This window comes from Rickettsiella endosymbiont of Miltochrista miniata (assembly GCF_964031245.1).
Taxonomy (GTDB): domain Bacteria; phylum Pseudomonadota; class Gammaproteobacteria; order Diplorickettsiales; family Diplorickettsiaceae; genus Aquirickettsiella.
The window spans coordinates 920,335-934,351 of sequence record NZ_OZ035017.1; the positions used below are offsets into that span (position 1 = coordinate 920,335).

Here is a 14,017-nt window from a genome sequence, read left to right on the forward strand (position 1 = left end):
TTGTTATTCTCCGTTTACTCTATTTTTAGATAATACCCACATTCTTTGCAAAACAGGATGGTAAAATGCACCGATCACATGCAACGTAAATGACGCGATCAGTAAATAAGCCAATATTTCATGTGCCTTAGCAAAAAATTTGGACGCCAGCTGATTATCCGCTAACGGTGACACAGTAAAAATACCATAAAAGCTAATCGCATGATTACCCAGTGTTGACATAAAAAATCCCGTTAGCGGCATCGCCAGCATTAATAGATACAGCGCGGGGTAATATTAAATGTGGCACATTGTCGCTGCCAGTAAGGAATCGATGGCGGTAATGTCGGTGTCTTATTTATAAACCGCCAGATAAGTCTTATGCTCACTAAACCGAATAGTAGCAAGCCGGTTGCTTTATGCAGATTAAATAAACCATCGCTAAAATGAGAGGCTGGGATATTGATCATCGTATAGGCCACGATAAACATACCGAAAATAAGCAGTGCCATCAACCAATGAAAGAATTTAGCAATAGCGCCATAAACCGTTGCTGTATTTTTTAACATCATATGATTTAACAAAAATTTAAAATGCCTATCGAGTCATCAGAAAAAAAGAGCTGAACCAATAATTTAGCTGAATTCTCCACAAATACCAATCAGAAGCATTATTTTTAATACGATTTATTATTTATTCTAAAACTTTTAATTAAAAAAAAATAAAAAAATAATTTTAAAAAATAGTTATTTTTTAAAATTTTAATGATCATTTTTAATAATTTTATGTTACAATAAAAGAACAAATAATCAATTTAATTACTTAAAAAAATAGGAGATACTATGCCAAATACAAATGGAATTAGCGGAACGAATAATAATAAAGATTCTAAACCCAGAACCAAACCAGTCAGTTTAGTGGTATTAACTTATTCAGTTTCACCCGATCTAGAAAAAACTTTAGTTACACTGAACAATCGTGGTGCCAGTGTGCATTATATTATTGAAGAAAATGGTAAGCAAAATCAATTCACGAATGATGCAACGGATATAACCTTTTGCTGTGGAAAAAGTGAATTTAGAGGTCAATCCTCTTTAAATGAAATTAGCATCAATATGATGTTGATTAATAATGCGGAAAGTGCTTTTAAACAAGAACAAATAACTAAATTAATCGATTTTTTACAAGATCTTCAACAAAGATATCCACATCTCGATCTAAAAAAAGACATTGCAGGTCTAGGTGAAGTCGCGCTAGAAAAAGACCGACCTTTTCTTCCGCGCCATATTGCACCCGGTAAATTCTTCCCCTGGGAACAATTAGCCCAACAGGGTTTTGGTTTGTTTTTAGCAACCACTCCCGAGCAAAAAGCCGAAGTATGTGTCTCACCGACAAGCTCCGAAGCAAAAATTATAGATTTACAAACGAAGTTAAGAGAATATGGTTATGCGATAGAGGCAAGCGGCATTTACGACGACGCAACCAAAGCATGGGTGACTCGATTTAATGAACGTTATGTTCCCGATGAGACGAACCAACTAGACGCTAGCCTTTGGAGCAAAGCGAGTCAATTGAGTCTCGAAGATATACAACAATACTTAAATACAAAAACCAATATCGCCATTCAGTTACCCAGCTCACCAAATATCTTTTTTAATCCTAGCGCGCCGGCGGCGGCTAACACGACAGATGAAGTTCGCGTGCAAACACCCACATTAAACCTAAAATAAACGGGTCTTTCTTATTGCCATCAGTTGTTAACAGCAATTGATGGCAAACTTTTGCGAGTATATTTTCTAGATTGCCGCGCGCTCCGCGCTCGCAATGACGATTAATATTCTCGGTGCTCGCAATGACGAGATAGCTTTATTAATTTAATTGATGCGTCGACAATAGGTTTCTTTGATACCGCAAGCGACGAATATGGCCAACAATAAACAGCCGAGCAAGATAAATAAAGCCGAACGAAAATCACTATTAGAATAATACGGTAAACCTTGTACCATCACACCATCCCAGTTTTTTTGTAACAACCAGCCTATCAATGGTTGAAATCCTGCACCAATAATCACCGATGCCATATTCGCGAATGCCACCGACGTGCCGGCAACCGATTGCGGGTTAATTTCTGAGGCCACGGCATAAGCCGTCGCGACGCCGGTATTAGCAAATCCATATAAAAATAACAAACTAAATAAAACACCCAGCGGTAAACCTGGGACTAAAATAACCAGACTAGCAAATAACAAACTAAAACTTGCCGATAAAATGATGATAATCTTGCGTCGTTGAATTTTATCTGAAATCCAACCAATTAAAGGCCCGCCGATGGTCCAACCGATAAAGATTAAACTGATACCCATCGCAGCGACTTCGTTAGTTAAATCGTAGGTTTGACGAAAAAATTTAACGCCCCATAATTCTGCCAATGCCGCTGTAGGCGCATAAAGTAAACCCGCCAATAAAGCATTCCACCAGCTTTGTGGATTTCGCAGTACGCGCATTAAACCTGAGCTAGGCGACTGCGTTAAAGTTTTTTTAGCTTTCGCTTGTGTAGCGGGTAAGATCGGATCGCGTACCAGGAGAGCCACCAATATCGATAGTAAAATCATCAACCCGGCAATAAAAATTAAAGCGTTGCGCCAACCGAAATTGTCTACTAAATAAGCCATCGGCATCTGACCAACTGCAGCACCCAACATGCCTAAGGCTTGCGTTAAGCCGGCTAATAATCCAAATTTTTGCGCCGGAAACCACACTGCCGCTACTTTCAATGCACTGACAAAAGCGAATGCTGCGCCAAAACCCATCATTAAGCGCGCAAACGCAGCAATTTCTAGATGCGTGGTACTTGCAAAAATAAGGCAAGATACACCACAAAGAAAGATCATACTGGTCAATAACCAGCGCAAACTAAACCGATCGACGAGGATGCCGACCGGAATTTGCATGCCCACGTAGGTATAGTAGAAAAAAGCCGATAAACTTCCCAATGCTAAGGCTTGGACTTTAAAATCGTGCATCAAGGAATCTACCATTACACCTGGCGCTACTCTGGCAAAGTACTCGATAAAAAAGGCGCTCGCTGCCAAACCCCAGACTAACCAAGGATAATACGGGTGTTGCAACCATCTATTGATAAAACGATTATTCGACATTTTTGTGTAATCCCAAACTTAAGTTAACTGAAACAGGATAAGTAAGTTCCTTTCTATGCAAACACATCCCTGTAGGCTACTTATAAGCCCATTATTCCCTTACTTTAGGATTTTTAAAACCGTCCATAGAACGGTCTATAGTAAACAGTGAAAAAAATTTTGTCTATGTCGATGCTGACTATATATTTATTTTCAAGTACTCGATGATCCTGATAAGCTTGCTGAATCTTGCCAACTGGTGCGCCAATAATAATACGAGAGGATTATTTTGATTTATGAAAAAATACTGTAAATATTGGCTGTTTTTATTCACTTTCTGTCTACAGATTCCAGCGTATGCTTATAACGACGAAAAAATAAACGCTCTAACGCATACCTTTATGGAAAAAAATCAAGTTCCAGGCTTGTCGATGGCGGTCATCGATCACAATAACATCCATTTTTATAATCTGGGCTGGGCCGATCCAGTAAAAAAAATTCCCACCAGTAATCAGACTATTTATACCATAGGTTCTTTTAGCAAAACCTTTACTGCAACCTTAGCCGCTCGAGCGATGGTCGAAAAAAAATTAAATTTAAATGATCCTTTTATTCACTATTTTCCCGAATTAAAAAACAACTCGAATTTAAATAAAATTACTTTTAATGAATTACTAGCACACGCTTCTGGCCTTCCTTTTGACTTTAAGCCGCGACCGAAAAACTATCCGGAACTTATCTACGACTTGCAACAGTTTAAATTAACTAGAGCGCCCGGTAGTGAATACAGTTATTCGAATGCCGGTATCGGTATCGTCGGTTATGTCTTGCAAGGGGTTTATGTTATGCCTTATCAAGATCTTTTAACCATTAAGATCGTAAAGCCATTAGGCATGGATTCAACTTATTTAAATGTGCCATTAGAAAAACAGCAACACATTGCAGTCGGCCATACTAAAGATAACCAAATAGTAGCTTATAATAAAAATTTAGATATTTGGTTTGCAGCGGGATCGTTAAAATCCAGCGTTCCCGATCTAGCCAAGTATGTGTATGCACAAATCCATATCGATAAGCTGAAGGATAAAACCTTAGCTCAAACGTTTATAGAGGTGCATAAAAATAAATATTGTTTTGCCAACCCTCTTTCTTGTGAACAACTGGCATGGCAAGAACATGCTATTTCAGATTTAAAAAATTCCACGGGTGATACTTACTTTATTAATTTCGATAAAGAAGGTTCTCCACTCTTCCATAACAAAAAAATAATTAACGCCAATCCTTTAACCGACAGTAAAATTTTTATTGATAAAACCGGATCGGGTTATGGAATGTCCAGTTATATGGCCTATATTCCCGAGCAAAAAACGGGCGTTGTCATTCTGACTAATAAATTCTTAGGTGACGAAAGAATCAAACTGGGACGCGATATTTTACTCAGCCTATCAACTAGCTAGTCATGGCGAGCGCGACAGGCACGCGGCAATCCATGAATATGAAACTTGGATAGCCACACGCATTACATACGCTCGTCATGATGGTATTTTTTAATGCCCCAGGATAACAAATGGTTTACCTGGCTGTAAGGCCCAAGTAGCAAGAATTTTAGCGCCTTTAGGACCTGCTTTAGTCCAGTGAACCAAGTTAGGTAAATTTTGGTAACTATCTCCCACTTTATAAGTTTTTGGTGGTTGTCCCTGCACCATAAACACCACTTCACCTTCTAATACATAACACAATTCAGGCCCAGTTTGTTTTTGTGCCGCTTTGGTCGCATTCGGGGCAAACTCAGTGATACCCATACCCATTTGATAAGGCGATTGCGGAATACTAATTCTTTGTAAGACATGGGTTTGTGGTATCGATTCCGCAAAAGCCACACTCGCTGTCATACAACCGAGACTTACCAGCGTGCTTAATAGTAAAAGAGAACGAATTTTATACATAAAAACCTCAATAGAATTTTAAAAAAATATTAGTAACTAAAAACCATTCCCTTGTCTAAAAAGGACATGACTATTTAAATGTAGATACACTATAATGGCAGCCAATTTCAGTTTGCAACTATTGCAAATCTAATAAGCAATAACAAGGAGTTATTATGCCCTTCCCTATAGAAATACAAAATGCCTTACGCGTCTATGATAATAACAAAGGTTTCTGGCGACGCTTACGCTTCTTCGGTCGTGATCAAGCCGCGATACGCGCTTTACGCAGACTAGGCGACGCTGAGCAATTGAATTTTTTAAAAATTAATCAATGCTTTATTGAAAACTTACCTAAAGTTACACAAGAATCTTATAAAGTGTATCAAGCTGTCACTTATTTAAACCCTGCGATTGCCGAGGTGACGAATGAACTGTATAGCGTTAAACTCTTAAAACATATCAACGTTGATAGTTTAAACCATTTGGATACCCATCAATTCGAAAATCTCGCTTCAATAGTTAAAAGACTCAGCAATGCTCAACTGCTCACACAACAGAATTTAGCGAGCATCGCCCTCTATTATGAAGCGCCAGAAAAACTAAGCATTATTGCCAGTGCAGTCGATAAGCTCACCGCGGCCGACCGATTAAAGCAAGAGGATTTTAGTGAGCTTTCTAAATTACTGAAGGAGCTTTATCATAATCAACTATTTACACAAGAAAATATCGACCACCTAGTCGATCTATACCCCAATAACATCCGCATATTGACCCATTTAGTAGAAAAACTCCATTCCAGTGGACTTTTAACACCGAATAATTTTGACAACACGCTAAAACATCCTAATCGCGTAGAAACGATAGGTATCATTGCCAACGCGGTAAATATGCTTGAAGATAAGTATTGCTTAAATCAAATAAATTTAGATAGTATTTTCGAAAAGCCTGGTGCTGCAGTAAATATTGCCTCTATTTTAATCCTTTTAGACCAATCAGAATTATTGACAGACGATAATCGTAGCAAACTCTTGGACTCAGCAAATCAATTTCTACTTGAAAGCGAAGCATATGTTTTAGTTTGGCGTCCATTGGAAACTTACTTGCCCCAACTTGCTGACGTTAATGAACGACAATCGGTATTTGATCATATCATTGATCTCGCTCAGCAAGAAAATCCTGCCGAAAAAATTGAAACTTATTTGCTGGAATTAAACCCTGAGTCGAATAGACCTAGAAAGCATCGCGATCTTAAATTTAATACAGCCCCACCGGCTAATACACGCAATAATCTGAATAGCCTTGTGTCGGAAGATTCGCACAATCAATTCGTTAGACAGCCAACCATATGAATCCTATTAAGTCCTATTATTAACGCAAAAAATGGTTAATTAAGCCGTAAAAAAGCATACTGTTTAACTACAGTATGCTTTTCTCTCCTGTTCAGTTTGTAGTGCTTTATATTTTTGGTTTTACAATAGCTTCTACAATGACGGGTTCATCATCTGGTTCATTTATAAACGCTTGAAGAGTTTTTAATAACTCATCTAATTCATCCATAGTTGTTTGATCTTCATAAATTTTTGATAGCCTATTTATAAACTGTGGGATATCTCGTGAACCACCAAAAAATCCCGGTGCATTACAAATATTCTCCATAAAATTAAATTCATCTACATCTTCTTCGGAATCTGAACCTGATCCTTCATCAGAGATTCCAGAAGAAAAGTTAGGATAGGTAGCTTGCTCTAACACAGGAATTATTAGTTTTGAATCTCCATCTGATCCTGATGAACTTTCTTCGCTAATTGCACTACTTGTGTTTACAGTTTTCCTTTCTATCAATGCTCTTCGTTCAGCAAATTTTATCTCTAATTCTGTGAGCTGGACTTCATCATGACTTGAAGTTACCGAATTTACGCGCTTTACAGATTTAAGATTAATGCTAGCAAGATCAGTTTTATTAATAACAAAAACGGGTGGGTCATTTTCTTCTTTAGCGGGTTTAGCATGCTCTTTCTGAACTTCATTTTTTTTTACTGGCTTTAATTTAACCGATCGTAGTTGTTGCTCTAGAATTGAAGCTATTTCTTGACTCACTGCTTCTACAACAACCCTCTTTTCAACAACAACTTCATCTGTTTTACTTGGGGTTTTATTGGCAAGCTCTTTGAGTAGCGCAAGCATTTCTCCTAGTGTGATTCCATCTTCTGGATTTTTTTCTGCTTTAGCATTAAGACGATCGATAAGTAGAACTATCGCCGAAATAAGTATTATCTTTTCTTCCGGACTTTTTTCTTTTTTAGCATTAAGAAGCTCTATTTTTTTCTTAAGTGGAGCAATTCGATCTATATCCTTAAACTGATCATTCTCAGTGGAGTTCATTCCATTTCCATTTTTTAAGCGGCTAAATAAACGAGTTAAAGTATTAGATTGCGTGAAATTTTTATTTTTTTTGGGCATGATCAAACCTTAAGCTAAGTTTAAGAATGATCGAGTATAGTTATTAATTATTAAGAGAAAATTAAAAGTAGCCCGTCATGGCGAGGCCGAAGCGTCAGTGAGGCCGTGGCAATCCATGGATTGCCACGCACCTTTGGTGCTCGCAATGACGAAAAATGCCTTACTATAAAGTTTTAAATATGTTAACGTGCAAACTTGGTTAGGGGATAAATTTTTATAAGGAATAGTTATTGAGTAATAACGCCTTCCGGACGGACAGTCAGATTGATTTGACGAAACGTATGAAACAAACCATTATTTTTTGGCACGGGCAAAGGCGATGCTTTATATACCGCCGTTTGCGCCGAACGATCCAATACCGAATTACCGCTGCTTTTAACAATAATCACTTCTAACACCATACCACCCGGCGCCAAATGCACGGCTAATTTAGTTTCCAGGTGTTTGTTCATTTCTGGGGGAATGATCCATTGTTGAGCAATCGCTTGTAAGATGAGATGCCGATATTTATCCGTCGTCGCAGCATTGCGCGCAGCGTTGATCTGTTGTTTCGCGAGCGTTTTCATTTCTTGATCAAGTAATTGCTGAACATTTTTTTCAACTAACTTTAATGATTCTTTTGACGCTTTCAGATGTTTAGTACTGTCTTTCTTTGATTTACTGGTCACGACTTTTGTGAGATTAGTTTTAACGGGTATCACTTTTTTTTCCAGTAATGGTTGTTTGTTCAGTGTTTTAAGTGGAATAATTTTATCCTGTTCAGCTTTATGAACTTTCTTTTCTTTCACTGGTAACCATACCGGACTTTTTTCCAGTAACACCGGTTTTGATAGTGTTTGCGCAGTAGCAGGAGGTGGCGGTTTTATTTTTTCTGCAACCGGCACAGGCTTCTGCACCAGTGCATCCATCGATATGGCTGTCGCGTGTATCACTTGTAAAGGTGGAGGGGCTAAAAATAATAATTTTGAGCTATGGCGTAGACTTAAGAAAAAGGCTGAAAATAAAACGATATGCAACAAAATCGCAGCGACTAGTGGATAACCATACTTTTCTTTATTAACTGACACATACATCACACTTTAAACCGCTTTTGGCGGTGACTCAGTTAACAAGCCTATATTGATAGCACCGGCTTGTTGTAATAAAACCATGGCTGTCACTACTTTACCGTAATCAACCTTTTTGTCCCCTTTCACAAACACTTGGCGTGGCGCTTTTTTTTGTTCTGCGCTGCGTATTTGTTCACTCACCTCTCGGCTTAATTGATGAGCATCTAAAGCGGCTTCAGGATGCGCAGCGGTATTTAAATAATAAAGTCCCTTCTCATCTATCGATACGATAATGGGCTCTTGCGCTGGCGCTATCGTTTGCGCTTGTGCTTGCGGCAAATTCACTTTAATACCTTGCGATAATAACGGTGTCGTAACCATAAAAATTACTAATAACACTAACATCACGTCAATATAGGGAACGACATTGATCTCAGACATCGGTCCTTTGCGTCGTTGCGGCGGAAATTGATAAGGACTATGCAACATAACTACCCGTATTCCCATGGACTTGACGATACAAAATATTCGCAAACTCTTCTTGAAAGCGGTGATAATTATGTAATAAATGTTGGATTTGATGAGAATAACGATTATAAAAAATCACTGCGGGGATAGCGACAAATAAACCCATCGCCGTGGCGATTAAAGCCTCAGAAATACCGGGCGCGACCATGGCAATCGTGGCTGTCTGTTGCGAAGCCGATAATGCTTGAAAAGAGGTCATGATGCCCCACACTGTACCAAACAAGCCGATATACGGACTGGTCGAACCTAAAGTCGCTAAAAAATCGAGATGTTTTTCCAGTTGTTGGTGTTGCTCGGAATAAGCAATACGCATCGCACGTTGCACACCTTCCATAATAATAACCGGTACATCACCTACTTGTTGATGTAAACGCAGAAACTCACGAAATCCGGCATGAAAAATACTCGCCAGGCCAACGTGTTCATCGTGTTCACGATTTAAATCGGCATACAGTTTACTCAAATCAATCCCTGACCAAAATTTGTCTTCAAATTGAGCCAGTACCTTTCGTGAACGTCTTAACATAAATCCGCGCTGCAAGATCATCGACCAGGAAATGATGGATCCAACCAGCAGAATTAACATAACCAATTTGACAATTCCGCTAGCAGCGGAAAAATAACTCCATAGTGTTGGATCAACCGTTGGCATTACCTATCCTCATTATATTTTGTATGAGATACATCTCACTGATAAAAATCACGCACCGTCATGGCGAGGCCGAAGCGTCAGTGAGGCCGCGGCCATCCATGGATTGCCACGCACCTACGGTGCTCGCAATGACGATCATGTTTTACGTGTTCGCAATGGCGAGTAAATTATTTCAATCTTTTGTATCTTTTAAGCACGAGTTTATATTAGTTTATTTTATCAGAAAAATCGTAATTGAGTTGTTTTTGTCCGTTGAGATGACCCGGCATGGTCAATCCAAAATGAATATAGGTTTTTTTTGTGGCAATCCGGCCACGTGGTGTACGCATGATAAATGCTTGTTGAATTAAATAGGGTTCGATCACTTCTTCTATCGTATCACGCTCTTCACCAATGGCTGCAGCTAAGCTATCTAAACCGACCGGTCCACCGTCAAATTTTTCGAGTAGGGTTAATAATAATTTTCGGTCTTGTTGATCGAAACCTTCTTTATCGACTTCAAGTAGATCTAAAGCTTGTGCGGCTAAATGCTGATCAATTTTGCCATCGGCTTTTACTTCGGCAAAATCTCTGACACGACGTAGCAAACGATTCGCGATCCGCGGTGTACCGCGCGCACGTTTGGCAATTTCACTTGCGCCTTTTGCATCGATCGTCACACCTAAAATTCCTGCCGAACGCGTCACAATCCGACACAAATCAACAACACTATAAAACTCTAGACGTTGTACGATACCAAATCGATCGCGTAGCGGTGAAGTTAACAAGCCAGCACGCGTTGTCGCACCAATTAAGGTAAAAGGTGGTAAATCTAATTTAATCGAACGTGCCGCTGGGCCCTCGCCTATCATGATATCTAATTGATAATCTTCTAAAGCCGGATAGAGTATTTCTTCAATCACGGGACTTAAACGATGTATTTCGTCAATAAACAATACTTCTTTTGCTTCAAGATGTGTCAACAAAGCAGCCAAATCACCCGCTCTTTCTAATATCGGTCCTGAGGTTTGTTTGAGTGTGACACCCATTTCATGCGCAATGATATGCGCTAACGTGGTTTTACCTAAACCCGGCGGCCCAACAATTAATACGTGATCTAAGGCTTCGCCACGCGCGCGTGCGGCATGAATAAATAAAGCCATTTGTTCACAAACCGATGCTTGTCCTAAATAATCGGCTAAAGCCAGCGGCCGAATACGTGGATGTAACTTATCGTCTTCAGAAAGTTTTTTGGCAGCGGTTAAGCGGTCAGAGATTTGCATAGTGATAGTTTATGAAAAGTTTTCAAGCAGCGTAAAATACTAACAACATTTTCATTATTAGCTAACTGCACCACTTTTAGCAAGCTTAACTCGCATCATTCTAAATAAAGCATTAATGATTAAAAAATAGTTTTTTATTTAAAATTTAGATTAACTATTGCCTGTTCAGATAATTTAAGATAAATTTTTTTATCAAGCCTCCACCAGGAAAATAATAAATGGCGATTTCTATTCATCATCCGCATGATTCTTTATTCCGAAATTATCTTGCCGATATCAACATGGCAAAAACCTTTTTTGAAGTTTATTTGCCAAACGATATAAAAATATTATGTGATTTTTCTTCGTTAAAGCTCGAACCGGGTTCTTTTGTGGAGAAAAACTTACGCAAACATTTTTCTGATATTTTATATTCTGTGCAAATGAAAGACGATCAAGGCTATCTTTACCCTTTAATTGAGCATGAAACTACCCCTGAAAAAATGACCCCTTTTAAAATTTCCCGCTATGTTCATGCCATTATGGATCAACACTTAAAACAAGGTCATGTTGATTTACCCATCGTGGTACCTATTTTGTATTATCGTGGCAAAGTGATACCTTACCCATTTACAGGTAATATTTTTGATTGCTTCGGGAAAAATAAAACACTGGCTGAAAAGATTTATCTGAGGCCTTATCCTATTACCGATATAAGTTCTATGTCTGACGAGGAAATAAAAAAACACGGTAATATCGCCATACTCGATTTTGCGCAAAAATATTCTTGTTTGAATCGAGATATACAAGATGGGCTAGAGAATATAGTGGAAGAGCTTAACAAGGGCTATCTGAGCAGTGAACAATGCCAGACTTTACTGTATTATATTTTTAGAGAAACCGAAGCTTATGACGTTAACAAGCTACTAGAAAAGCTACAAACTATTCGAATTTACGAGGCAGATATCATGAGTATTGCGCAAAAAATTGAACAATTGGGCTTACAGAAAGGTCTACAGCAAGGGCGTGAAGAAGGTCGACATGAAGAAGCTATGAGCGTCGCTAAAAACATGCTCGCCAAACGATTTAACGTTGCTCTTATCAAGGAATTAACTGGCCTATCCGATCAAGACTTACTAAGTTTGGAAAATTAACCATCTAGCACTTTGAAGCTGCTCTAAGCGAGTTTTTTCTTCATTGCTTATAGTGCGCTCACTGGTAAAGAATGTTAAACCTGCTCGTCGAGCTTCCTCAGCGGCGAGTTTCCAAGCAAAAATTTCGTCTTCTTGAATTTGTTGATTTTTTAGTTCAAGCGTCCAGTTTGGTTTAATCTTTGCTACAGACTTTTTAATGTTTTCGACAAAGTCTATTCCGCCGCAATTGTTAATCTCATAGGCATGATCGACGTCTGGAGAGCATTTTTCCTTATAATCGGTAACCTTAGTCGCATCAGGTTCGATCAAATAGTAATGTCCTATGGTAGCGTTGCCTTTAGGTCGATCAAATAAAATTAATATTTTTCTAGAATCTGATTGATCTTGAAGCTCATTCATAACCGAATCACGGAGACCTTCAAAACCGGCCGAGATGATAGAAGGATTATATCCAAAAGCTTCACAGAGTAATTCCAACTCATCCTCGAACAAGCCTCTTCCTTTTCCTAATGACGGTGAGTGTTGATGATGAATCACTAAGCCCAGCATGATATCGGCTTGTTGAGGATGCATATTTTCCACAACCTCTGCAAGCTGATCAGGATACCAGTTTGTTTGATAAAATTGATTAAACTTATCAAGTATCACTGCAAAATTAGCGTCATTAATGATACGTCTAGCGAGTACATAATACCCACAGAAATTATTTTGCGTAGATACATTAATTAAATTTTCTAGACCAAACTCACTGGTATCGTTCATTGTTTTTCTCTCAGAAAACCTCATTTTATAGGCTGGCTTTACTTTTTAAACTTTGCAAAATAGTTTCATACGCCTGAATCGTATCATTCGAGCGCCCTATAACAAATGAATTCCAAAATGAATGAGGTTGTTTGGTTACACTCTCCAGCGCTAGAATCATTTTTTCTTCTACTTTGGAGTAATTGGTATAACCCTTTGGCATTTTACTTTCTTCGTTCAACAGCTTTTCTATGCTCCTAATTGTATTAGGGCGCCACTGTTGTAAAGAACGGTATTGGCCATAGCTCTGGTTTCTAAAAAAGCTGGGAACACCTGAAGTTTGCCATTCTTTTCCTTTGACTTGCTGCATAATCTGCTCTAGATCGTTTTTCAATGTAGTTTCAGACTGTACGCGTTGATCAAATTTAATCTTTCGAGCTTCCTCAGCCGCTTTTATCTGCTGTCTTTCCTGAGAAAGTCGAGCTTTCTCCTCTTGCGCCAATTTTTCAACTGCTTGTTTCCGTTTTTCAGCTGCCTGCTGTTCATAAGGAGCTATTTTATTCGAACAAAATGCTTGCCAGCACTTATTATTTTCAGAATGCTCAGATGGGTTATAGTTTTTTAAATTTTTAAGTTGCTTATACTCATTGGCTGTTATTATCGCAGTATTACTCTGCTCATTGAGATGCGTTAGTGCTATTTCTTGTTGATCTGGCTCAAGTACAAATAGTAACGCAGAAATCTCTATGAAAGAGAGCTTAGGTAATAGTTCCATTAGTTGTACATTGAGATTAATGAACTCTTTTAAACTAAGCGATAATTTCTGGAGGTTTCCATTGAATAGATTTTTTTCATTCTTATTTTCTCCAATATGTTTCGAAGCAAGACGCGCTCTTTCTGCGTCATACTCATCCGGATCAGAGTGTTTTCCATATCTTCTATTTAATTCCTCATCATCAGCATTGTGTTTATCGCGTAACTTTTTCACTGCATCAAGATGTCGCTCAAATGCGGATAAAATGCGTCCGATTTCTACTTGGATTGACTTAATTTTTAGTTCTGGCATACGATTTTTTATTTACAATTAATTAAAAAACAAAAGTATAGGGATGAATGCTTAAGTTAAGCTTAACACCCTAAAAATTAAG

The 14,017-nt window shown here is 38.4% G+C and carries 15 protein-coding genes; 4 read left to right on the plus strand and 11 right to left on the minus strand.

Going from position 1 to position 14,017, the window contains the following annotated elements:
• Positions 1-3: 3 nt before the first annotated feature.
• Entirely contained in the window at positions 4-222 is a 219-nt protein-coding gene (locus AAHH40_RS04185) for a hypothetical protein (protein ID WP_342219439.1), read from the minus strand.
• Positions 223-251: 29 nt separating this feature from the next.
• Positions 252-551, minus strand: a complete 300-nt coding sequence (locus AAHH40_RS04190; protein ID WP_342219440.1) for a cytochrome b — start codon at positions 549-551, stop codon at positions 252-254.
• Positions 552-821: 270 nt separating this feature from the next.
• Here AAHH40_RS04190 and AAHH40_RS04195 point away from each other — a divergent pair, with 270 nt between their 5' ends.
• Positions 822-1,709, plus strand: a complete 888-nt coding sequence (locus AAHH40_RS04195) for an N-acetylmuramoyl-L-alanine amidase (RefSeq protein ID WP_342219441.1) — start codon at positions 822-824, stop codon at positions 1,707-1,709.
• 144 nt (positions 1,710-1,853) lie between these two features.
• Here AAHH40_RS04195 and AAHH40_RS04200 read toward each other — a convergent pair whose 3' ends face one another.
• Positions 1,854-3,137 carry an MFS transporter gene (locus tag AAHH40_RS04200; protein WP_342219442.1) on the minus strand — a complete coding sequence of 428 codons (1,284 nt, stop codon included), beginning with the start codon at positions 3,135-3,137 and terminating at the stop codon, positions 1,854-1,856.
• 275 nt (positions 3,138-3,412) lie between these two features.
• Between AAHH40_RS04200 and AAHH40_RS04205 the strand changes: the two genes are divergently transcribed.
• Entirely contained in the window at positions 3,413-4,573 is a 1,161-nt protein-coding gene (locus AAHH40_RS04205; RefSeq protein ID WP_342219443.1) for a serine hydrolase, read from the plus strand.
• 90 nt (positions 4,574-4,663) lie between these two features.
• Here the strand turns inward: AAHH40_RS04205 and AAHH40_RS04210 are convergent, their stop codons facing one another.
• Positions 4,664-5,062: a cupin domain-containing protein gene (locus tag AAHH40_RS04210; RefSeq protein ID WP_342219444.1), complete on the minus strand. Its 399-nt coding sequence runs from the start codon at positions 5,060-5,062 to the stop codon at positions 4,664-4,666.
• Positions 5,063-5,217: 155 nt separating this feature from the next.
• Here AAHH40_RS04210 and AAHH40_RS04215 point away from each other — a divergent pair, with 155 nt between their 5' ends.
• Positions 5,218-6,393 carry a hypothetical protein gene (locus AAHH40_RS04215; protein ID WP_342219445.1) on the plus strand — a complete coding sequence of 392 codons (1,176 nt, stop codon included), beginning with the start codon at positions 5,218-5,220 and terminating at the stop codon, positions 6,391-6,393.
• Between the two features lie 106 nt (positions 6,394-6,499).
• On the opposite strand, the gene AAHH40_RS04220 is transcribed toward AAHH40_RS04215, so the two are convergent.
• The 5 genes from AAHH40_RS04220 to ruvB all read right to left on the minus strand — a co-directional run bounded on the left by AAHH40_RS04220 (position 6,500) and on the right by ruvB (position 11,001).
• The gene (locus AAHH40_RS04220) at positions 6,500-7,504 is read right to left on the minus strand and encodes a hypothetical protein (protein WP_342219446.1); all 1,005 of its coding nucleotides are present in this window, start codon (positions 7,502-7,504) and stop codon (positions 6,500-6,502) included.
• A gap of 227 nt (positions 7,505-7,731) precedes the next feature.
• Positions 7,732-8,571: a cell envelope integrity protein TolA gene (tolA, locus tag AAHH40_RS04225; protein WP_342219447.1), complete on the minus strand. Its 840-nt coding sequence runs from the start codon at positions 8,569-8,571 to the stop codon at positions 7,732-7,734.
• A 12-nt stretch (positions 8,572-8,583) separates the two neighbouring features.
• Positions 8,584-9,042 (minus strand): protein TolR, encoded by a 459-nt coding sequence (tolR, locus tag AAHH40_RS04230; protein ID WP_342219448.1) that lies wholly within the window; start codon positions 9,040-9,042, stop codon positions 8,584-8,586.
• Positions 9,032-9,667 carry a protein TolQ gene (gene tolQ / locus AAHH40_RS04235; protein WP_425287977.1) on the minus strand — a complete coding sequence of 212 codons (636 nt, stop codon included), beginning with the start codon at positions 9,665-9,667 and terminating at the stop codon, positions 9,032-9,034. The genes tolR and tolQ overlap by 11 nt, the downstream gene beginning before the upstream one ends.
• Positions 9,668-9,939: 272 nt before the next feature.
• Positions 9,940-11,001, minus strand: a complete 1,062-nt coding sequence (ruvB, locus tag AAHH40_RS04240; RefSeq protein WP_425287978.1) for a Holliday junction branch migration DNA helicase RuvB — start codon at positions 10,999-11,001, stop codon at positions 9,940-9,942.
• 212 nt (positions 11,002-11,213) lie between these two features.
• On the opposite strand from ruvB, the gene AAHH40_RS04245 reads away from it, so the two are divergent.
• Positions 11,214-12,128 (plus strand): Rpn family recombination-promoting nuclease/putative transposase, encoded by a 915-nt coding sequence (locus tag AAHH40_RS04245; protein WP_342219451.1) that lies wholly within the window; start codon positions 11,214-11,216, stop codon positions 12,126-12,128.
• Here the strand turns inward: AAHH40_RS04245 and AAHH40_RS04250 are convergent.
• Complete coding sequence (locus AAHH40_RS04250) at positions 12,111-12,890, minus strand: hypothetical protein (protein ID WP_342219452.1); 780 nt, start codon at positions 12,888-12,890, stop codon at positions 12,111-12,113. The two genes, AAHH40_RS04245 and AAHH40_RS04250, sit on opposite strands and share 18 nt — an antisense overlap.
• 25 nt (positions 12,891-12,915) lie before the next feature.
• The gene (locus AAHH40_RS04255; protein WP_342219453.1) at positions 12,916-13,935 is read right to left on the minus strand and encodes a hypothetical protein; all 1,020 of its coding nucleotides are present in this window, start codon (positions 13,933-13,935) and stop codon (positions 12,916-12,918) included.
• Positions 13,936-14,017 lie beyond the last annotated feature (82 nt).

What these genes read in the sequence shown, in the direction of transcription:
- AAHH40_RS04185 (WP_342219439.1), bottom strand. Translation starts at nt 222, where the DNA reads ATGTCAACACTGGGTAATCATGCGATTAGCTTTTATGGTATTTTTACT.
- AAHH40_RS04190 (WP_342219440.1), bottom strand. Translation starts at nt 551, where the DNA reads ATGATGTTAAAAAATACAGCAACGGTTTATGGCGCTATTGCTAAATTC.
- AAHH40_RS04195 (WP_342219441.1), top strand. Translation starts at nt 822, where the DNA reads ATGCCAAATACAAATGGAATTAGCGGAACGAATAATAATAAAGATTCT.
- AAHH40_RS04200 (WP_342219442.1), bottom strand. Translation starts at nt 3,137, where the DNA reads ATGTCGAATAATCGTTTTATCAATAGATGGTTGCAACACCCGTATTAT.
- AAHH40_RS04205 (WP_342219443.1), top strand. Translation starts at nt 3,413, where the DNA reads ATGAAAAAATACTGTAAATATTGGCTGTTTTTATTCACTTTCTGTCTA.
- AAHH40_RS04210 (WP_342219444.1), bottom strand. Translation starts at nt 5,062, where the DNA reads ATGTATAAAATTCGTTCTCTTTTACTATTAAGCACGCTGGTAAGTCTC.
- AAHH40_RS04215 (WP_342219445.1), top strand. Translation starts at nt 5,218, where the DNA reads ATGCCCTTCCCTATAGAAATACAAAATGCCTTACGCGTCTATGATAAT.
- AAHH40_RS04220 (WP_342219446.1), bottom strand. Translation starts at nt 7,504, where the DNA reads ATGCCCAAAAAAAATAAAAATTTCACGCAATCTAATACTTTAACTCGT.
- tolR (WP_342219448.1), bottom strand. Translation starts at nt 9,042, where the DNA reads ATGTTGCATAGTCCTTATCAATTTCCGCCGCAACGACGCAAAGGACCG.
- tolQ (WP_425287977.1), bottom strand. Translation starts at nt 9,667, where the DNA reads ATGTTAATTCTGCTGGTTGGATCCATCATTTCCTGGTCGATGATCTTG.
- AAHH40_RS04245 (WP_342219451.1), top strand. Translation starts at nt 11,214, where the DNA reads ATGGCGATTTCTATTCATCATCCGCATGATTCTTTATTCCGAAATTAT.
- AAHH40_RS04250 (WP_342219452.1), bottom strand. Translation starts at nt 12,890, where the DNA reads ATGAACGATACCAGTGAGTTTGGTCTAGAAAATTTAATTAATGTATCT.
- AAHH40_RS04255 (WP_342219453.1), bottom strand. Translation starts at nt 13,935, where the DNA reads ATGCCAGAACTAAAAATTAAGTCAATCCAAGTAGAAATCGGACGCATT.